The sequence below is a fragment of the Pseudomonas sp. WC2 genome (genome assembly GCF_050586545.1).
GTDB lineage: Bacteria > Pseudomonadota > Gammaproteobacteria > Pseudomonadales > Pseudomonadaceae > Aquipseudomonas.
Genome location: NZ_JBOBDR010000020.1, coordinates 1 through 19601 on the forward strand (window position 1 = coordinate 1; position 19601 = coordinate 19601).

The 19601-nt window shown below is 59.0% G+C and carries 17 protein-coding genes; 4 read left to right on the forward strand and 13 right to left on the reverse strand.

Annotated features, from left to right (window positions below):
* The coding region (locus ACQ4OE_RS21825) for an RHS repeat-associated core domain-containing protein (protein ID WP_430947885.1) at positions 1 to 829 on the forward strand (829 nt) is incomplete at its 5' end.
* Positions 826 to 1245: a hypothetical protein gene (locus ACQ4OE_RS21830; RefSeq protein WP_430947886.1), complete on the forward strand. Its 420-nt coding sequence runs from the start codon at positions 826 to 828 to the stop codon at positions 1243 to 1245. The genes ACQ4OE_RS21825 and ACQ4OE_RS21830, both read left to right, overlap by 4 nt.
* Before the next feature lie 12 nt (positions 1246 to 1257).
* Here ACQ4OE_RS21830 and ACQ4OE_RS21835 read toward each other — a convergent pair whose 3' ends face one another.
* Both ACQ4OE_RS21835 and ACQ4OE_RS21840 read right to left on the reverse strand, forming a co-directional pair.
* Positions 1258 to 3048 (reverse strand): bifunctional diguanylate cyclase/phosphodiesterase, encoded by a 1791-nt coding sequence (locus ACQ4OE_RS21835; RefSeq protein WP_430947887.1) that lies wholly within the window; start codon positions 3046 to 3048, stop codon positions 1258 to 1260.
* 134 nt (positions 3049 to 3182) lie between these two features.
* Positions 3183 to 5267 carry a carboxy terminal-processing peptidase gene (locus ACQ4OE_RS21840; RefSeq protein WP_163005301.1) on the reverse strand — a complete coding sequence of 695 codons (2085 nt, stop codon included), beginning with the start codon at positions 5265 to 5267 and terminating at the stop codon, positions 3183 to 3185.
* A gap of 138 nt (positions 5268 to 5405) precedes the next feature.
* Here ACQ4OE_RS21840 and ACQ4OE_RS21845 point away from each other — a divergent pair, with 138 nt between their 5' ends.
* The gene (locus ACQ4OE_RS21845; protein ID WP_430947888.1) at positions 5406 to 6368 is read left to right on the forward strand and encodes a zinc-binding dehydrogenase; all 963 of its coding nucleotides are present in this window, start codon (positions 5406 to 5408) and stop codon (positions 6366 to 6368) included.
* A gap of 147 nt (positions 6369 to 6515) precedes the next feature.
* Here the strand turns inward: ACQ4OE_RS21845 and ACQ4OE_RS21850 are convergent, their stop codons facing one another.
* The 6 genes from ACQ4OE_RS21850 to ACQ4OE_RS21875 all read right to left on the reverse strand — a co-directional run bounded on the left by ACQ4OE_RS21850 (position 6516) and on the right by ACQ4OE_RS21875 (position 11951).
* Positions 6516 to 7169: an HAD family hydrolase gene (locus ACQ4OE_RS21850; protein ID WP_430947889.1), complete on the reverse strand. Its 654-nt coding sequence runs from the start codon at positions 7167 to 7169 to the stop codon at positions 6516 to 6518.
* Between the two features lie 111 nt (positions 7170 to 7280).
* A complete protein-coding gene (locus ACQ4OE_RS21855) occupies positions 7281 to 8270 on the reverse strand; it encodes an ABC transporter ATP-binding protein (protein WP_430947890.1) in 990 nt (329 codons plus the stop codon).
* Entirely contained in the window at positions 8267 to 9067 is an 801-nt protein-coding gene (locus ACQ4OE_RS21860) for an ABC transporter permease (RefSeq protein WP_430947891.1), read from the reverse strand. Before ACQ4OE_RS21860 ends, ACQ4OE_RS21855 begins: the two co-directional genes overlap by 4 nt.
* A complete protein-coding gene (locus ACQ4OE_RS21865) occupies positions 9054 to 9890 on the reverse strand; it encodes an ABC transporter permease (RefSeq protein WP_163005303.1) in 837 nt (278 codons plus the stop codon). The genes ACQ4OE_RS21860 and ACQ4OE_RS21865 overlap by 14 nt, the downstream gene beginning before the upstream one ends.
* A gap of 5 nt (positions 9891 to 9895) precedes the next feature.
* A complete protein-coding gene (locus ACQ4OE_RS21870; RefSeq protein ID WP_430947892.1) occupies positions 9896 to 10702 on the reverse strand; it encodes an alkaline phosphatase family protein in 807 nt (268 codons plus the stop codon).
* A 181-nt stretch (positions 10703 to 10883) separates the two neighbouring features.
* On the reverse strand, positions 10884 to 11951 hold the full coding sequence (locus ACQ4OE_RS21875; protein WP_093441622.1) for an ABC transporter substrate-binding protein: 1068 nt from the start codon (positions 11949 to 11951) through the stop codon (positions 10884 to 10886).
* 350 nt (positions 11952 to 12301) lie between these two features.
* Here ACQ4OE_RS21875 and ACQ4OE_RS21880 point away from each other — a divergent pair, with 350 nt between their 5' ends.
* Entirely contained in the window at positions 12302 to 13015 is a 714-nt protein-coding gene (locus tag ACQ4OE_RS21880) for a UTRA domain-containing protein (RefSeq protein ID WP_250608340.1), read from the forward strand.
* A 506-nt stretch (positions 13016 to 13521) separates the two neighbouring features.
* Here the strand turns inward: ACQ4OE_RS21880 and ACQ4OE_RS21885 are convergent.
* The 5 genes from ACQ4OE_RS21885 to ACQ4OE_RS21905 form a co-directional block, all read right to left on the reverse strand.
* Positions 13522 to 14856: an amidohydrolase gene (locus ACQ4OE_RS21885; RefSeq protein ID WP_430947893.1), complete on the reverse strand. Its 1335-nt coding sequence runs from the start codon at positions 14854 to 14856 to the stop codon at positions 13522 to 13524.
* Between the two features lie 64 nt (positions 14857 to 14920).
* Positions 14921 to 17074 (reverse strand): mechanosensitive ion channel domain-containing protein, encoded by a 2154-nt coding sequence (locus ACQ4OE_RS21890; RefSeq protein ID WP_122594957.1) that lies wholly within the window; start codon positions 17072 to 17074, stop codon positions 14921 to 14923.
* Positions 17075 to 17151: 77 nt separating this feature from the next.
* Positions 17152 to 17328, reverse strand: a complete 177-nt coding sequence (locus ACQ4OE_RS21895) for a hypothetical protein (RefSeq protein ID WP_162835980.1) — start codon at positions 17326 to 17328, stop codon at positions 17152 to 17154.
* A 187-nt stretch (positions 17329 to 17515) separates the two neighbouring features.
* On the reverse strand, positions 17516 to 18805 hold the full coding sequence (locus ACQ4OE_RS21900; protein ID WP_122594945.1) for a M18 family aminopeptidase: 1290 nt from the start codon (positions 18803 to 18805) through the stop codon (positions 17516 to 17518).
* Positions 18806 to 18921: 116 nt separating this feature from the next.
* A complete protein-coding gene (locus ACQ4OE_RS21905; RefSeq protein ID WP_007960625.1) occupies positions 18922 to 19557 on the reverse strand; it encodes an RluA family pseudouridine synthase in 636 nt (211 codons plus the stop codon).
* Positions 19558 to 19601 lie beyond the last annotated feature (44 nt).

Consider the following 19601-nt stretch of genomic DNA (forward strand, 5'->3'; position numbering starts at 1 on the left):
TTGGTCAGCGCAATACGACGCCTACGGAAAAGTCGCCAACCTGACACTGGCCGCCGACGAATACCTGAATCAGCCGCTGCGGTTTCAGGGGCAGTATTTCGATGCGGAAAGCGGACTGCATTACAACCGGCATCGGTATTACGACCCGAGGTTGGGGCGGTATTTGACGCCGGATCCGGTGAAGCTGGCGGGTGGGTTGAATCAGTACCAGTACACGCCGAACCCGACGGGGTGGGTGGATCCGTTGGGGTTGAGCTCTAACTGTCCGCCGCCGAATAAGCCTGGGTGTGAAGTGCCGGGTGGGATTGATGGGGTTAAGGTTGATGAGGGGGGGCCAGCGCTGCCGAAGATGACAGCGCAGGAGCGGAGGGCGCGAGTTGATGAGTTGGCGGAGGCTAATGCAAAGCGACGTGTGACTGAATATGAAAAACTTTATGACATGCACACTGTGAAAAAGCATGGTTCGGAAATTTCTGATCCAGCTCTTAAGCAGCGAGCGATCGATGGCGCGGACCCTCATACCGGCGATGTCCCGAAAGGTGCCAAAGGTAATCTAAGCTCTCAGTTTCATAGTTGGCGCATGCATTTGGGGGCCTTGAATAAAGCGATGACGAAGGATAAAAACGGGTTGATTAAGCATACAGGGAAGGATCAGAAGAAAAATCCAATAGTCAGGTTGGAACTGCCTGGGGCTGGGCGCGGTTACAGACCCAATAAAAAAGATAAGCAAAATCCGGGACTCAATGAGGATATGAATTGGTTTGAGGTGAAATTCGATAAAGTGAATACACAGGTGCCTTTCACAGGCTTCCCTGCGGAGGGGAAATGATGCTGAAGGATCCATTTTTAAATGAGCCTTTTGAACCTGACTTAATGTGGTTCGTTGGGGTGTTCGATGTTTATGATAGAGAGGAGTCCAAGGGTGTAGAGCTCGAGGCTTATGATCCGAACGATAAAGCTGATAGGAGTATGTTAATAAGGAAATATTGCTTGGATCAGCCTTATTTCTCACATAGACATAAGCTTGTACTCATTGAAAATCTAGAGGCGGCGCTTAAGGATCCAAGCTTCGATTTTCAAGTTATATTCGAAATTGATGAGTGCGAGGCAAACAGTTGGCCGCGCGAGGAATGGTATTCATTAGAAAGTCCACGCTGTTTTTTTCAAGATATTTTTAAATTGGCGAAAGAAGTTTGGGAAGAGGATCTGTTGATGGCAGAAGGTGAGGATAAGTCGTCTTGGTAGACTAAAATCAAGTCATCGTTGCCCGATTAGCTGCGACGGATGAAGGTCGGGCGCGGTGAGACTATCAATCACATGCACGCTATACCCCGGAATATTCTTCGCATGATGCTTCGCCTGTGATGCCATCTCAGCAAGCTGACTGGCATCCAGCTGTGCGCAGGCTTCCGGGTGTAGGTGCACGACGCCAATGGACAGCGACAACAACGGAAACTCCTGCCGCACGCCTTGGCGATTCGGGGCGATGAAGCAGCCGGCGTCGAGGTGTTCAGTGCGATAGAAGCGTCGGCATTGGCTCTGGAAATCATCGAGCAGTTGATTCAGTCGCTTGCGCCAGTCTTCGGGGCCGAGGACGAGGAGGAAGTCGTCGCCGCCGATGTGGCCGACGAAGTCGCGGGTGGGGTCTACGCGTTCGTTGAGGCATTGCGCCAGGCACAGCAGGACTTCGTCGCCACGTCCGTAGCCGTAGATGTCGTTGAAGGGTTTGAAGCTGTCGATGTCGACGTAGCAGATGACGGATTCTCGACCCTGCTGCAGCAGGCGGGTGAGGCACTGCTGAATCGGAACGTTGCCGGGCAGCAAGGTCAGCGGGTTGGCGTAGCGGGCCTGTTGGATCTTCAGTTCAGTGATCAGTTTGAGCACGTCGATCACCCGGCCGAGGCCGAGGTAGCTGCCGTTGAGGGTGATGATGAAGTCTTCTTCGATGCGCTGGCGGGCGCGGCTGGTGATGAGGCGGCTAACTTGTTGCAGCGACTGGCTCATTTCCACGGCGAGGAAGTCGTCGTTCATCAGGCGGCTGATCGGTTTGCGTGCGAACAGATCGGTGGCGAAGGGTTTCAGCAGGGCGTCCGACAACGAATGACGGTGGACGATGCCGCAGGGCTGGCCTTGTTCGTCGTGCACGGCCAGTGAGTTGAGGTTGGCCTGGCGGCGGAAGGCTTCGAGCACGGTGGCGGTCGGTGTGTCGCGAGGGACGGCGGGTTGGTCGTTGAGCAGGGCGCTGAGGTCGCTGCCCTCGTCATTCAGCGCCACGGCGCTGCTGTCGTGTTTCGGCATCAGGGCGCGGGCATCGCGCGGTGGTTGCTCTTGCGGGCGACCGAGCAGGTAACCCTGTACCAGGTCGACGCCCATTTCCGTCAGCACGGCGAGTTCTTCTGGCAGTTCGATGCCTTCGGCAATCACCTGTGCCCGAGAGGCTTTGGCGATTTGCAGGATCGAGCCGACGAATTCACGCTTCAAGGCGTCCTGATGAATGCCATCGATGAAGTGCCGGTCTATCTTCACATAATCCGGACGCAGTTCCGACCACAGTCGCAGGCTCGAATAGCCGGCGCCAAGATCATCTAGCGCAATTGAAAAACCCATCGCCCGATAGTGATGCAGCGCGGTTTGCAGCAACTGGAAATCATCGATTGGCGTTTGTTCAGTCAGTTCGATAACGACCTGGCTGGGTGGAATGCCGAAATCCTGCAGCAGTTGCAGCGTACGTCCCGGTTGGTGTGCGGCTTCAAGCAGTGATTCTGGCGAGACGTTGAGAAACAGCTTGCCCGGCAGTTGCTGTTCGTTGAAGCGGCGGCAGGCACTTTGCCGGCAAGCGATCTCCAGTTCACTCAAGCGCCCGGCCTGTCGCGCGACAGCGAACAAAGCAATCGGTGAGTGAAGAGGGCTGTTGGACGGCCCGCGTGTGAGGGCTTCATAACCGAGAATGCGTCGTTCGGAGAGGCAAATGATCGGCTGGAACAGGCTGTGCAATCCGCTTTGAGTCAGGATCGAGCTCAAGGCACTCAGCTGTTCGGTCGTGGTCATGGCAATCTCTGGCGATAAAAAAAGGACTGGGAGCGCTCTCTTTGCAGAGAGTGGCTCCCAGTCCTTTATTGCACGACAGAATGATGACTATTTGATGACGATCCGGGGATCGTCAGCACTAAATTGCCATCACTTTACTTCTTGGCCACCTGATTGCTCAGCTTCAGGTAATCCAGCAGCACGCGCCCGGTTTCGCTCAGGTAGGCATCGTCTTCTGGTTTGACCTTGTCCGGCTCAGCGGCAGTGAGGGCGTCGTCGTCTTCTTTCTTCAGCTCTTTGAGTGGCTCTTCGCCTTTGGCTTTGCGACGGATGTTTTCCATCGTCAGCTGTTTGGCGTCGATGTCGGCGTGCTGGGCACGACGATCGGCTTCGTTGAGGCTGACGGTTTTTTCTTCCATCAGTTTCTGCGCCAAGGCCAGCTTGTCACGGATGAACACGAACTCGGCATCTTTTGCGGTGCGAGTGTCGTGCTCGGACTTGAGCTGAGCCAGGTACGGTTTGAACGGATCAGCCGCCGGTTTGATCGCCGCGCGGATGGTGTCCCACGGCATGGCTTCCGGCAGTGCGCTCTCACCGATTTCCTTGGTGTCGATCAGCGACGGGTAGTCGATGTCCGGCAGCACGCCCTGATGCTGGGTGCTCTGACCGGAAACCCGGTAGAACTTGGCCAGGGTCAGTTTCAGCTCGCCATGGTTCAGCGGCTGAATGGTCTGCACCGTGCCCTTCCCGAAGGTCTGACCGCCAATGATCAGCGCGCGGTGGTAGTCCTGCATGGCGCCGGCGAAGATCTCCGAAGCCGAGGCAGACAAGCGGTTGACCAACAATGCCATCGGGCCTTTGTAGAACGCACCCGGGTTTTCATCTTCGAGTACGTCGACGCGGCCATCGGCGTTACGCACGAGAACGGTCGGGCCTTTGTCGATGAACAGGCTGGTCAGCTCGGTGGCTTCCTGCAGGGAACCGCCGCCGTTGTTGCGCAGGTCGATGACCACGCCGTCGACTTTGTCTTTCTGCAGCTCGGTCAGCAGCTTCTTGACGTCGCGAGTGGTGCTCTTGTAGTCCGGATCACCGGCACGGAACGCCTTGAAGTCGAGGTAGAAGGCCGGAATCTCAATGACGCCGAGCTTGTAGTCCTTGCCGTCCTGTTTCAGGTTGAGGATGGACTTCTTCACCGCTTGGTCTTCGAGCTTCACCGCTTCACGGGTGATCGGCACGATCTTGGTGGTCTGGTCGTTCGGGGCATTGCTCGCCGGAATCACTTCCAGACGCACCACGGTGCCTTTCGGACCGCGGATCAGCTTGACCACTTCGTCCAGACGCCAGCCGACCACGTCGACCATCTCTTTGTTGCCTTGGGCAACGCCGATGATCTTGTCAGCCGGGGCGACTTGTTTGGTCTTGTCGGCCGGGCCTGCCGGCACCAGACGCACGACTTTCACCTGGTCGTTGTCGCTCTGCAACACGGCGCCGATGCCCTCTAGGGACAGGCTCATGTTGATGTCGAAGTTTTCCGCGTTATCTGGCGACAGATAGTTGGTGTGCGGATCGTAAGACATCGCGAAGGTGTTGATGTACGCCTGGAAGATGTCTTCCGGACGGGTCTGATCCAGGCGCGCCAACTGGTTCTTGTAGCGCTTGGTCAGGGTTTCCTGAATCTGCTTCGGCTCTTTGCCGGCGATCTTCTGGCGCAGGACTTCGTCCTTGACGCGTTTGCGCCACAGGTCATCCAGCTCTGCGGTGGATTTCAGCCAAGGGGCGTCCTTGCGATCGATCAGCAAGGTCTCCTTGGTGTTGAAGTCCATCTTGTCGACGCCCTTGTTCAGCTCGGCAAGGGCGAAGTCCAGACGCGCTTTGACGCGGTCCAGGTAGCGCTTGTAGATGGTGAACCCGGCGTTGAGGTCGCCGCTTTTGAGGAAGTCGTCGAACTGAGTCTTCCACTTGTCGAACTCGGCGATGTCGCTGGCCATGAAATAGCTGCGCGACGGATCCAGCAGCTTGATGTAGCTGTCGTAGATGATCACCGAGCGCGCATCGTCAAGCGGCGGCTTGCTGTAGTGGTGACGCTTGAGCAACTCGACGACGTTCAGACTGGCGATGACTTCATCGCGATCAGGCTGCAATTTGTCCCAGCTGTTGGCTGCGAATGTATTGCCCGACACCGGCATAAGGCCGATACCGATGAAAAGAGCGAGGGCGGTGCTGGGGAGCAAATGCTTCATGCTGATTCGACGCGGGGACAATTGATAACGCATATTAGGCCGTCTTTGAAGTCGCCGGTTCTACGAGAGCCGGTCGCATAATGCAAAAAGCCCGGCGCTACAGCTTCGGGCTCAGTCCAGACTCACTATGGAGGCACTGTGAAGGCATTGCAAGGCGTTGAAGGTCAAGTGGCATGGGTTGAGGAGCCGAGTCCTACATGTGATGTAGGACAAGTCCGTATCCGAGTGGCGGCAGCTGGCCTCAATCGCGCCGATTTATTACAGAAAGCGGGGCTTTATCCGCCACCGCCAGGGGCCAGCCAAGTGCTCGGTCTTGAGTGTTCCGGGGTCATCAGTGAGGTCGGTGCGGGCAGTCCGTGGCAGGTCGGCGACCGGGTTTGCGCCTTGCTGGCCGGGGGTGGCATGGCCGAAGAAGTCGTGGTCGACGGGCGACATGTATTGCCGGTTCCCGAGGGCGTTTCGCTGATTGAGGCGGCGGCATTGCCTGAGGTTTACGCAACAGTCTGGTTGAATGTGTTTCAACTTGCGGCGCTCAAACCGGGTGAGAAAGTTCTCTTGCACGCCGGGGCAAGTGGAATCGGTTCAGCCGCCATTCAGTTGTGCAAGGCGTTTGGCAATCCTTGCTGGGTCAGCGTCGGTTCAACCGAGCGGTTGGCTTACTGCGAGGCACTGGGGGCTCAAGGCGGGGTGGTACGCACCGATGACCTGGAAAGCCTGCGCGATTTCGGCCCGTTCGATGTGATCCTTGATCCAGTCGGCGGCAATTACTCGGCGCTGAATCTCAAACTGATCGCGCTGGACGGACGTTGGGTCTTGATTGGTCTGATGGGTGGCCGCGAGGCGAAACTGGATCTGGCGCAGGTCTTGGGCAAGCGCGTGCAATTGCTCGGTTCTACGTTGCGCAGTCGTGGGGATCAGTTCAAGGCCGATCTGTTGAGTGATCTGGGGCAGCAGGTGTGGCCGCTGTTCGCGGAAGGGCGGTTGAGTCCGCAGTTGGCCAAGGCGTTTGCGGTGAAGGATGCCGAAGCGGCGTTTGCCGAGCTGGCCAGCAATACTGTTTCCGGGAAGTTGGTATTGGTGATCGACGATAGCCTGAGCTGACTTGCAGGCAGAAGAAGCCCCTCACCCTAACCCTCTCCCAAAGGGAGAGGGGACTGACCGAGTTGTCCTGTCGAGATTCGTCGACCTGACACATGGCGTCGAACTCAGGTTCGGGATGTCAGCCTGCAATTGCAGATTAAATCTTTGTCATTTCCAGATATGGATCGGCCAGCCGGCTTTTTCGGCGTGCTCGAGCAGCACCGGATCCGGGTTGACCACGTGCGGGAAATCCACCTTCAGCAACAACGGCAAATCATTGCGTGAGTCGGAATAAAAACTCGCGCCCTCCAGATTTTCTTCCTCGGCATCCAGCCATTCCAGCAAACGGGTGATCTTGCCTTCGCGGTAAGTCAGGGTGCCGACGGTGTGGCCGCTGTACACGCCATGGGCGACGTCCAGTTCGATGCCGAGGACTTCATCGATGCCCAGTCGATCGGCAATCGGTTTGACCAGGTGTGTACCTGACGCCGAGATCACCAAAATCCGGTCACCGGCCTTGCGGTGGGCGGCGATGGTTTTCGTCGCGTCACTGAAGATGATCGGCTCGATGAAGTCTTCAACCCACGGCCCGACCAAGTGATCGACTTCTTCTGGCGTGCGCCCGATCAGCGGTTCCAGGCTGAACTCCATGTAGTCTTCCATGCGCAATTTGCCTTGGCTGTAGGCGTCCATCAGTTCGTTGTTCTTGCGCATGAACGATTCGGGATCGACCCAGCCCAAGCGGCCCATCTGCTCGCTCCAGAGGGTGGCGCAGTCGCCGTGGATCAACGTTTCGTCCAGATCAAAAATTGCCAGGGCCATCAGTTCTCTCCGAGAACAGCTGCGAGCTACAAGCGTCGAGCTGCAAAAATTGGAATCAGCTGCGCCGCAGTCTACAACTTGAAGCTTGTAGCTCGAAGCTTGCAGCTGTTTTTAAGCTACTTCACACAGGGCCGTCGGATCGATGGAAAGCGCCAGACGCTGACCGTCGGGGTGCAGATCGGCGGCCGAGCGGTTGAGCACATCCACCACCAATTCCACTCCACGCGCTTCGACGCGATAGCGAATCACATTGCCCAGCAGGCTGTGGCTGCGGATCTGTGCATCGAGTTCGCCGTTGAGGCTCAGCTCGATAGCCTCCGGGCGAATGGCAATGCGGTGGCTGATCGGGCGCTGCAACAGTTTCGACGCGTCATCGGCATCGAGCAGGTTGTAGTTGCCGATAAAACCCGCGGCGAACACATCGACCGGCGCCGTGTACAAGGTTTCGGCATCGCCGCTCTGTACGATTTTTCCCTGATTCATCAGGAAAATTCGGTCCGACATGGTCAGCGCTTCTTCCTGGTCGTGGGTGACGAAAATCGTCGTCAGGCCGAGTTCGCGTTGAATCTGGCGAATCTGTTCACGCAGGTGTTTACGAATCCGTGCATCAAGCGCCGACAGCGGCTCATCCAACAGCAACAAACGCGGGCGCGTCACCAGCGAGCGGGCGAGGGCGACACGCTGACATTGGCCACCGGAGAGCTGGTGCGGATAGCGAGTGGCGAAGTCGTTCAGTTCAACCAGTTTCAACACTTCCGATACACGTTTATGGCTGTCGTCCGCGTTGACCTTTTGCATGCGCAAACCGAACGCAACGTTCTGTTCGACAGTCATGTTGGGAAACAGCGCATAGCTCTGAAACACCATACCGATTCCGCGCTTCTGCGGGCTTAACGGCACGATGTCGACGCCATCGAGCAGGATCTTGCCGCCATCCACCGGCGTCAGACCCGCGATGCAGCGCAGCAGCGTGGACTTGCCGCAACCGGACGGGCCGAGCAGGGTAACGAACTCGCCTTTGTTGATCTCGCAGTCGATGTCGCTGAACACCGGCGTGCCGGCGTAGCTTTTCTGCAGGTGTTGGACGCTGACATAGCTCATTCGCTTTTGTCCTTGTTCAAGATGTTGGCGATCCAGGTCAGGACCAGCACGAAAAAGAAATACGAGATGACCAGCGCACTGGTGAAGTGACCGCTGCTGTTGCGCATGTTGTTCAGATAAACCTGCAAAGTTTCGTAGCGCGTGCCGACCAGAATGTTGGCGAAAACAAACTCACCAAAGAGGAACGAGAACGACAGTAGCAACGCGACCATCAGGCCTTTGCGCAGGTTCGGCAGCACCACCAAAAACGCAGCCTGAAAAGTGCTGGCGCCGAGCAGCTGTGCGGCGTCCATCAGGTCGCGCAGGTTGATCGCTTGCAGGTTGTTGGTGATCGCCCGGTACATGAACGGCAACGCCACGGTGAAGTAGCAACCGATCAGAATCCACGGCGTGCCGACCATCGCCATCGGCCCGGAACCGTAGAGTTGCAACAGGCCAACCGAAGACACCACCGGCGGCACCGCGAATGGCAGCAGGATCAGGATGTTCATCAGCGCATCGAGTTTCGGAAAGTGGTAATGCACCACAAACAGCAGCGGCAGAATCAGCACTACCGACAACACCAGCGCGCCGACGCACACCAGCAACGATTGGCCGAAGGCGTGAAGGAAGCGCGGGTCGCTCCACAACTGGAGGTACCACTTGAAGGTGAAACCGCTGGGCAGAATGGTCGCCGACCAACTGCTGGCGATCGAGTAGACCAGCGTGCCAACGAGCGGCAGCAAGAGGATGGCGAACAGCAGATAAACCACGACGCGGTGGTAGAGGCCGGCCGGGCCGGATTCAGCGCGAGACATGGTAGCTCCTCTTCAACAGCAGTTGATGCACGACGGTGACGATAGTCATCAGCGCCACCAGCACCACGGCCAAGGCACTGGCCAGATTCGGGTCGAGGGAAATATCCCCGGAAACCATCGCGGCAATCCGGATCGGCAGCACGTTGAAGTTGCCAGTGGTCAACGCATAGACCGTGGCATAGGCGCCGAGGGCGTTGGCCAGCAGGATCACGAACGTGCCGAGCAGCGCTGGCGTCAGCACTGGCAAACCGATGTGCCGCCAGAACTGCCAGCCGTTGGCACCAAGCAATGCGGCGGACTCGCGCCAGTCTTCACGCAAGGCGTCGAAGGCCGGATAAAGCAGCAGCACGCCGAGGGGGATCTGGAAGTAGGTGTAGAGGATGATCAACCCGGTTTTCGAGTACAGGTTGAAATCCTGAATGATCCCGGCCTGCTTCAACATGATGGTGATGCTGCCGTTGAAACCGAGCAGGATGATGAACGCGAACGCCAAAGGCACGCCGGCGAAGTTGCTGGTCATGTTGGCGAAGGCATTCACAAAGTTGCGCAGTTTCGAGTCGACCCGGCGCAGGGAATACGCACCCAGCACGGCAATGATGATGCCGAACACGCTCGACCAGAAACTGATTTCGAGGCTGTACTGAATCGCCTGCAGATAGAACTTCGAGCTGAAGATCTTGCTGAAGTTGGCGAAGCCCCAACCGAACTCTTCCGATTGCAGACTGTTGATCATCACCCAGACCAGCGGGGCGATTTCGAAGACGATAAAGAACAAGGCGAAGGGCACCAGGCACAGCGCCGCCAGCCATTTGCCGCGAGTCATGGCATTCACTTGAGCAGCTCCCGGCACACAGGTTTGTCGTGGGGTGCGCCGAGCAGTTCGCACACTGTGCCGCAGATTTCCGTCTGCTTCGGTGCTGCATCAGTGTTCAGGCTGAAGGCGTCGCCGAGGACGAAAAGCGGCACTTGGCGTTCTTCCGGCAGCAGGCCGTTGTGCGAGCGGTCGTTGTTCATGCCGTGGTCGGCGGTCACCAGCACTTGATAGCCGGCATCGAGCCAGCTCTGCAGATAGTCGGCGAGGATGATGTCCGCCGAACGCGCGCTGTTGCGGTATTGCGACGAGTCGAGACCGTGTTTGTGCCCGGCGTCGTCGATGTTCATTGGATGGATCAGCAGGAAGTTCGGATCGTGGCGCAGGCGCAGGTTTTCGGCGTCGGCGAACAGGTGCGAATCCGGGTAGTGATCGCTCCAGTAGAAATGCCCGTGCTGGATCGGCAGCGACAGATTGTCGGTGTGCCGGTCGCGGGCGGCGACGAAGGGCGAGCGGTTATACAACTCGCTGACCCAGTGATACGCCGCAGCGGCGGTTTTCAATCCGGCATCGCGGGCGTAGTGATAAATGCTGCGCTGATTGGACAGGCGCGAGACGTTGTTGTGGACGATGCCGCTGTCGATCGGCGGCACGCCGGTGAGGATGCATTCATAAAGCGGTCGGGACAGGGCCGGCAGCTCGCACTCCAACTGGTAGAGCGCGGCGCGTCCTGCGCCAACATAAGCCTGCAGATGCCCCATGGCGTGGCGCGCGACCTCGTAGTTGAGGCCGTCGAGCACGACAAGGATGACGTTGTGCTTCATAGGGGCAAAAACTCCGCGAAACAGGAAATTTCAGATCCAATCCGGATCCCCTGTGGGAGCGAGCCTGCTCGCGAATGCGGCTGATCATTCAACATTGATGTCGACTGACACGACGCCTTCGCGAGCAGGCTCGCTCCCACATTTGGATCTTCAACAGATCACGCAACCGTGATTAGCCGCTTTATTTCATCTCTACGATGACTTCTTCGTTCCAAGCCTGTGGCAGGGCTTTGGAGGTTTTTTCCCATGCGTCGGCGTCTTTGATCGGGGTGACCTTTTTGTACTGCTCGTTTGGCAGCAGTTTGGCCTTCACGTCTTCCGGCAGTTGCAGGTGTTCGGCGCGGATCGGGCGGGCGTTGCCGCGGGCAAGGTTGGTCTGGCCGGCGTCGCTGAAGATGTACTCGCGGGTCAGCTTGGCGGCGTTAGGGTTTTTTGCGTACTTGTTGATGATGGTGGTGTAGCCGGAAATCACCGAACCGTCGGACGGGATCAGCACCACGTAGTCATCCGGGTTGGCCATCTTGGCTTTGTAGCTCAGACCGTTGAAGTCCCAGACCACACCGACTTCGATCTCGCCTTTTTCCATGGTGGCGATGGTCGGGTTGGCCATCGACAGGCGACCTTGCTTGGCGATGTCGGCAAACAGCAGCAGGGCAGGCTTGATGTTTTTCTCGTCGCCACCGTTGGCCAGTGCCGCAGCCAGAACGCCGTTGGCAGCTTGGGCGGCGGTGCTCACGTCACCGATGGAGACCTTGTATTTGCCGCCCTTGAGGTCAGCCCATTTGGTCGGCACTTCGGAGCCGTGCAGGAGCTTTTTGTTGACGATGAAGGCGATGGTGCCGGTGTACGCCAGCGCCCAGTTGCCGTCCTTGTCCTTGGCCCAGTCCGGGACTTGATCCCAGGTGCTTGGCTTGTACGGTTGCACCACGCCTTGCTTGACCGCGATCGGGCCGAAGGCGGCACCGACGTCGCCGATGTCGGCAGTGGCGTTGTCTTTTTCCGCAGCGAACTTGGCGATTTCCTGGGCCGAGCTCATGTCGGTGTCGATGTGTTTCAGACCGTAGGTCTTGGCCAGGTCTTCCCAGGTGCCTTTCCAGTTGGCCCAGTCATCCGGCATGCCGACGCTATTGACGGCGCCTTCCGCTTTTGCAGCGGCTTCGAGGGTTTTCAGATCGGTGCCGGCCGCCATGGCGGAGGTGCACATTGCAATGGTCGAGCCTAACAGTGTTGCCAGGAAAAGCTGTTTCATTCCGAAGCTCCTTGGTCGTGTTCAACGCTGCGTTTGCGGTGTGTGTTGGTCTAGGTCAGCAATACCTGAGCCAATTTAAGGGGGCTGGATGACACTTTGATGTCGATGGCCCGGCGGCAGGCCTTTTGTTTGCCCGGTATCAGCCGTTGCCAGATAAGCGTAGACCATGCTCAGGCCCCGGCGCACAAGGGACTTGGCCGATGTATTGCAAGTCGTGAGGACGACCGTTCGGTAGTTTTGTCATCTCTCGGTCATCTGCACTGCCTAGGCTTGCAACACACGGAAACGCTCCGTTGGCCGTGGTTTTTTGCCCTGAAACAGTGCTGGTCTAGTCCAGATAGGTAACGTTGATGCGCGATGAGGCAACAAAAGCGGTGACAGCGATTGGCCAGGTGCTGCAGGAGCAGCTCGATCATGGTCTGTTGGCGGCGGGCAGCAAGTTGCCAGCGGAGCGCAAGCTCAGTGAGCTGTTCGGCACGACGCGGATCACCGTGCGTGAGGCGTTGTTGCAGTTGGAGGCACAGGGGCAGATCTATCGAGAGGAGCGCCGTGGCTGGTTCGTGTCGCCGCCGCGTCTGGCGTACAACCTGATGCAGCGCAGTCACTTTCACGCGATGGTCAGTGCGCAGGGGAGGGAGCCTTCAACCGAGGTGATTTCGGCGCGGTTGCAGCCGGCTTCGGCGGCGGTGTGTGCGTGGTTGCAGTTGCCGGCGTTGTCGAGCGTGATTCAGATTTGCCGGTCGCGGCGCATTGATGGGCGGTTGGTGTTGTATGTGGAGCACTATTTGAATCCGCAGTTTTTTCCGGGGATCCTGGAGTTTGATTTGAATCAGTCGATGACCGAGTTGTATGCCCGACATTACGATTTGCACTATGGGCGGGTGCGGTTTGAGATTGTGCCGACGTCATTGTCTGTGGATGCGGCGGCGGCCTTGCGGGTTTCTGTCGGGAGTCCGGGGTTGAGGATTGCTCGGGTTAATTATGATCAGCATGAGCGGTTGATTGATTGTGATCTGGAGTTTTGGCGGCATGATGCGATTCACGTAAGTGTTGATGTTGTTTGATCGTTTTGGGTGTATATCCGTTGCTGCGGTAACGGCTTCTTAAGGTTCCGCCCTTACGGCGGGTCTCTTTTTCCAGACGCCCGGAATGCCGGCCCAGAAAAAAGTAACCAAAAAGGCTTGCTCCTACGTTCGGCCCGCTCGCTGGGGCTCGGGGTTCCTTCGCTCCGGGATCGATCCGGGGGCATCGCCTACGGTTTGCTTCGCTGCACCTCCTCTCGATGCGTTCGACTTCGTCGAACGGTCGCTGCGCTCCCACCCCCAGATCAATCCCTCCACTCAGCCTGCCGAAGGGGCCGGCACGGCAAGATCAAGAGCGGTACTCGAGCTTGCGCTCATTGTGTTGAGTGGGGCGGCTTTGCCGCTTGGGGTGTTCGCAAATCAAAACTGTGGGAGCCAGCCCTGCTGGCGATGGCGGCCTGACAGCCGACCAATTTCTGGAAGGGTGCATAGGGTCCAATTGTGGGAGCGAGCCTGCTCGCGAAGACGCCCCCACATTCACCTCATGCCTACTTGCCTGCCCCCGCATTGGCATACAAATAATCCGTCGCCAACGAGGCCAATGTCCTCACGCCGACCACCAGCGCCGACTCATCCACAAAGAACCCCGGATTATGATTCGGCGCGGCTTTGCTCATGTCTTGGTCCCTCGGTGTCACGCCGAGAAACACAAACAGGCCCGGCACTTCCTTGGCGAAAAATGAAAAGTCTTCTGCGCCGCCCACCAGCGGTGCATTGACCACGTCGTCCTTGGCCGCCCATTTCAACGTCGGCAGCATTTTTTCCGTCAGTGCCGGGTTGTTGATGGTCGGATCGTATTTTTCGAAGATGGTGACATCCGCTTTGGCGCCGCCGCTTTCGGCGATTTTTTCGATGGTCTGGCGGACGTCGGTGTGCAGTTTCTGGCGGATGCCGTAGTCGTAGGAGCGGATCGTCCCGGTCATGTCGACGGATTCGGGGATGATGTTGTAGCGCGTCCCGCCGTTGATGGTGCCGATGCTGACCACTGATGGATACGAGGAAATATCGGTGCGGCGGCTGACCACGGTTTGCAGACCGACGATGGTTTGTGCGCCGACGGTGATCGGGTCGATGCCGTCCCAGGGGCGGCCGGCGTGGGTCTGTTTGCCGAGGATTTTGATGCGCAGGTCGTCGGAGCTGGCCAGCGTTGGGCCGGGCCGGTAGGCAATCTGGCCGGCGGGTACGCCGGCCCAGACGTGCAGGCCGAAGACGGCGTCGGGTTTGGGTGATTTCATCACGCCTTCCTCGACCATCATTTTCGCGCCCCAAGTGTTTTTGCCGTCGGGGATGAAGTCGCTCGGGCCTTCTTCGGCGGGTTGGAAATAGAACACTACGGTGCCGGGCAAGGTGTCGCGCATGCCGGTGAGAATTTTCGCCGTGCTGAGCAGGATCGCGGTGTGGGCGTCGTGGCCGCAGGCGTGCATCACGTCGACTTCTTTGTCGAGGTAGGTGCCTTTGGCTTTTGAGGCGAACGGCAGGTCGGCGACTTCCTTGACCGGCAGCGCGTCCATGTCGGCGCGCAGGGCCACGGTCGGGCCGGGCAGGGCGCCTTTGAGGACGGCGACCACGCCGGTGCGGGCGACGCCGGTTTTCACTTCCAGGCCCATGGCCCTGAGCTGTTTGGCGACCAGTTCGGCGGTGCGTTTTTCGGTGTTGCCGAGTTCCGGGTGGGCGTGGATGTCGCGGCGGGTTTCCAGCAGTTGCGGTTCCAGTTTTTGCGCCTGTTCGGCGATCTCGGCGCGGGTGCTGTCCATCGTCGCGGCGCCGGCGTGGCTGGCTAACAGCGTGAGCAAAACGGTCTGGGCAATGCGCGTCAGTTGCATCGGTTTCTCCTTGATTATTGTTGTCGGGCTTCCCTGCCTGTGACTGCAACCGCGCGCCTGAGTGCTATTCCTTCGGTTCGCCACCGCCGGCGGTGATCACTTGCACACTCATGCGTGGCGTTGCCAGATCGAGTCCAGCCTCGTCGAGGTGGCGCTTGAGCGACAAGTTGAACGCTCGGGAAACTTCCCACTGTTTGATCGGCGCAGTCTTGAAGCGTGCGCGCAGAATCGCGCTGCCGGATTCGAAACTCTCGACGCCCTGAATCTCCAGCGGCGACCAGATATTGCGGCGTTGCAGTGGATCTGTGCGCATTTTCTGACCGACTTCGCGCATCAGTTTGATCGCGTCGTCGATTTCCATGTTGTACGGCACCGCCACCCGGAAGATCGCGTAGCCGAACTCGCGGGAGTAGTTCTTGATGCTTTTGATTTCACTGAACGGGATCGTGTGGACGATGCCGTCGATGTCGCGCAGGCGCACGGTGCGGATGGTCAGGCCTTCGACGGTGCCGAGGTGGCCGCCGACGTCGACGTAGTCATCGATGGCCAGCGAATCTTCGATGATGATGAACAGGCCGGTGATCAGGTCGGCAACCAGCGACTGCGCACCGAAACCGATGGCCAGACCGATCACACCGGCACCGGCCAGCAGCGGCGTGACGTTCATGCCCATGTTCGCCAGGGCGACGATCAGCGCAATGATGAAAATCGCCACGAACAGCACGTTGCGGATCAGCGGCATCATCGTTTGCGCACGGGCATTGGCCAAGCCTTTGCGCGAGCGGGTGAGGGCGTGGTGCACGGCGGTGTCGGAGAGAATCCAGATCAGCCAGGCGAAGATCAGCGTGCCGACCAGGCTGAACAGTTTGACGCTGATGTCATGCCCTTCACCTTCGGTGAAACCGATCAGCGACATGCCCCACACGCGCAGGCCGAGTTCGATGAACACCAGCCACACCAGCAGGTGCGCGAGGGTGTAGAAAAAACTTTTCAAGCGCTCGGAATACAGCGCATGACGTTTAACACCGCGCTGCGGTTTCATTGAATGACGGCGCACGAGGCCGTTGATCACCATGCACATCACCAGCAATACCGTGCAGATCAGCGACTGGCGCAGTGCGGTGCTGGTGTCGCCGGCGGAGACGAACGTGGCGAACAGCGAGATGCCGACCAGCACCAGCGCCGGCACAAACCAGAAGGTCCCGAGGATTTCGATGGTGTCGCTGAGGGCGCGGCGGGTCAGACGCCGCGACAGCGGCTGGTTGCGGATCAGGTGGGCGATCGGTCGGCGGAAACGCAGGATGAACAAGCCGGTCGAGAGTGCTGCGAGCACATTGGCGACGGTCGCGGCGCTGTGCGCCAGATGTACGCCGAGGCTTTCGATCAGCCGCGGGTCGTTCAATGCTTCGCCGAACGCGGCGAAGCTGCCGATCAGCCAGAGTGGCCGGAAGGCCTGATGACGCAGGATGTACAGCGCGCGATGGCGGTGCGGGCCATCGAGCAGGGAGAAGGCAATCACGCAGATCGCCGAGAAACAGGTGCCGACCACCAACGCATAAGCAAGCACCATCGCCAGGCTTTTACCCAGCGACGACGGCAGCGCGTAGCTCATGTAAACGGTCATCACCAACGCGATCAGCCACGGCCCGAGTTTGCGCAGGGCGAAGCGCAGCATGTCGAGGGCTTTGGGGTGTTGCGGCAATTCTTCAGTGAGGCCGAAACGCATGCGCACGCGATGGCCGAGCCAGATCAGCGCGGCGGCGAGCAGGCTCCACACGGCGAGGATCATGGCGAAGCCGAAGATGATCGGCAGCCATTCGTTGGCCGGCAACATCATGCCGCTGAGTTCTTCCTTGGCCAGGTCGAACTCGTTGCCCCAGCGGTTGAGCGGGCTGTCGGCGCCGGTGAATTGTTTTTCGAAATTGGCGAGGGTGCCGCCGATCAGGCCGAGTACGCCTTCTTCGGGCGAGGCCTGGGCCTTTTTCGTGGCGTCGCGCAGCTTCTTCAGGTCGGTCAGCAACTGCGCGCGTTGCTTGTCGTTTTCCAGCGACTTGATGACTTCGTCAAGGGACTGGCCGAGCGGTTCCTGGGCTTCGGGCTGCGCCTTGCTGGTGTTGAGCAGGCCCGGCAAACCGACCGCGTGGGCGGGCGCCAACGGCAGCAGCGTCATCAGGCAGACGAGAAACAGACTGGGCAGAGCAAAAAGACGAGCAAACACTAGGCGGTCAACCTCGCAAGGGGCGGATTCGCTGGAGTGTACGAGGCCCATCTCGTCAATGCGAGCCGGGTGCGGATTTATTCGTTGAGTTTGGCGAGGATCTTGTAAACCACGGTGGCGAGGATCGTAAGCATGCCGATCCACATGGCGAACACCCCGGCGTTCTTGTCACGGAAGTTGAAGCCAATGGCCAGCAGGATCATTCCGCACAGGATAGGAATGAGCATGGCGTGGAACGAAGACATCGAGATCATGGAGACTGCCTTGTCGAAATGAATGATGTAAGTCTAGGTCGGATTTGGTTAAGCGGTTCTGATGTGTATCAGAATTGAGCCGGTTTCAGGATGAAATTTGTAGGGTCTGAACTGGCGCTTTCGCGAGCAGGCTCGCTCCCACATTGGAATGCATTCCAAGGTGGGAGCCAACCTGCTGGCGAAATTTTTACGGCAATTCGCGGCAGGCGTAGAACGCGCTCAGCACTTTGACCAGGTGCGCCAGGTCGTGGCTGCCGCACAGTTCGCGGATCGAGTGCATGGCGAAGGTCGGCAGGCCGATATCGACCGTGCGCACGCCGAGGTGGCTGGCGGTGATCGGGCCGATGGTCGAGCCGCAGCCCATGTCGCTGCGCACCACGAAGCTTTGCACCGGCACTTCTTCGGCCATGCACAGATGGCGGAAAAACCCGGCGGTTTCGCTGTTGGTCGCGTAGCGCTGGTTGCTGTTGACCTTGATCACCGGGCCGGCGTTGAGTTTCGGGCCGTGGTTGGCGTCGTGCTTTTCCGCGTAGTTCGGGTGCACGCCGTGGGCGTTGTCGGCCGAGACCAGCAGGGATTTCTGAATGGTGCGAACGAACTCGTCACCTTCCGGCAGCAAGCGGCGCAGGGTCTGTTCGAGCATCGGGCCATCAGCGCCACACGCCGAGCAGGAGCCGACTTCTTCATGGTCGTTGCATACCAATACGCAGGTTTCGTCGGTTTCGGCGGTCAGCAGCGCTTGCAGACCGGCGTAGCACGACAGCAAGTTGTCGAGGCGCGCGCCGGCGATGAAGTCGCCATTGAGGCCGATCACCGCAGCGCTTTGCGTGTCGTAGAAGCTCAGCTCGTAATCGAGCACGACGTCGGCATTCAAACCGTGTTCGCGGGCCAGTTGATCGGTGAGCACGGCACGGAAATCGACGCGTTCGTCACCGGCAAATTGCGCGAGGATCGGCGGCAATTCGGTCTGCGCATTGATCGCCCAGCCCTGATTGGCTTCACGGTTGAGGTGAATGGCCAGGTTGGGAATGATTGCGATCGGTGCCTTGAAATCGATCAACTGGCTCTCGACCTTGCCGTCGCGGCGGAAGGTCACGCGGCCGGCCAGCGACAGGTCACGGTCGAACCACGGCGCCAGCAGCGCGCCGCCGTAGACTTCGACGCCCAGTTGCCAGAAACCCTGACGTTGCAGTTCCGGTTGCGGCTTGACCCGCAGGCAGGGGCTGTCGGTGTGGGCGCCGACCAGGCGAATGCCGTCGTGCAACGGCGAGTTGCGGCCCATTTTGATCGCGACGATGGAAGAGTCGTTACGGGTAACGTAATAGCGGCCATTGGCCTCGGTGTGCCATGGCTCACGCTCGTCGAGGCGCACGAAACCGGCAGCCTCCAGACGCTGAACAAGGCTGGCAGTGGCGTGGAACGGGGTAGGGGAGGCCTTGAGGAAGTCGATCAGGCCTTGGTTCAACTCTTCGCGCATAAGAAGCTCCAGACAGCAATGGGCGGGAGTTTAACGCATTGACCGGGGAATTGAATCTGCACCGGATCCCTGTAGGAGCGAGCCTGCTCGCTCCTACAAGGGTTCAGTGTGGTCTGTCAGAACGGCGCGGGGCACTCGAAGCGCAGGCGTTCGCCGGTTTGCGGATGGGTGAAGCTGAGCATGCTCGCGTGCAGGCACAGGCGTGGCCAGGCCGCGAGGGCTTGTTCGTGGGCGTAGAGCCCGTCACCGAGCAGCGGATGCCCGATGGACAGCATGTGTACGCGCAACTGGTGCGAACGGCCGGTGATCGGCGTCAGCTCAACGCGGCACCAGTCGCCGCAACGTTCCAGCACGCGCCAGAAGGTCAGCGCATGTTTGCCGAATTCGTGATCGACCACGTGGCGGGGTTTGGTCGGCGGATCGTAGCGCAGGGGCAGGTCGATGCTGCCGCTGTCCAGCTCCGGTTGTCCCCAAGCCAAAGCGGTGTAGGCCTTTTCGGTTTCGCGGTCATGAAACTGGCGGGACAGTTCGCGATGCGTATCGGCGTCACGCGCGAGCAGAATGATGCCGGAGGTTTCCCAGTCCAGCCGATGGACGATGCGCGCTTCCGGGTAGCCGTTTTCCTGCAGGCGGGTAATCAGGCAATCCTTGTTGTCGTCGGCGCGACCGGGCACCGAGAGCAGCAACGTCGGTTTGTCGACCACCAGTACGGCGGCGTCCTGATGGATGATGCGGATGTTGGACAACGGCATTAAAACAGCCTCGTAACAAATGCCAACGGCGGTTCAGGATCATT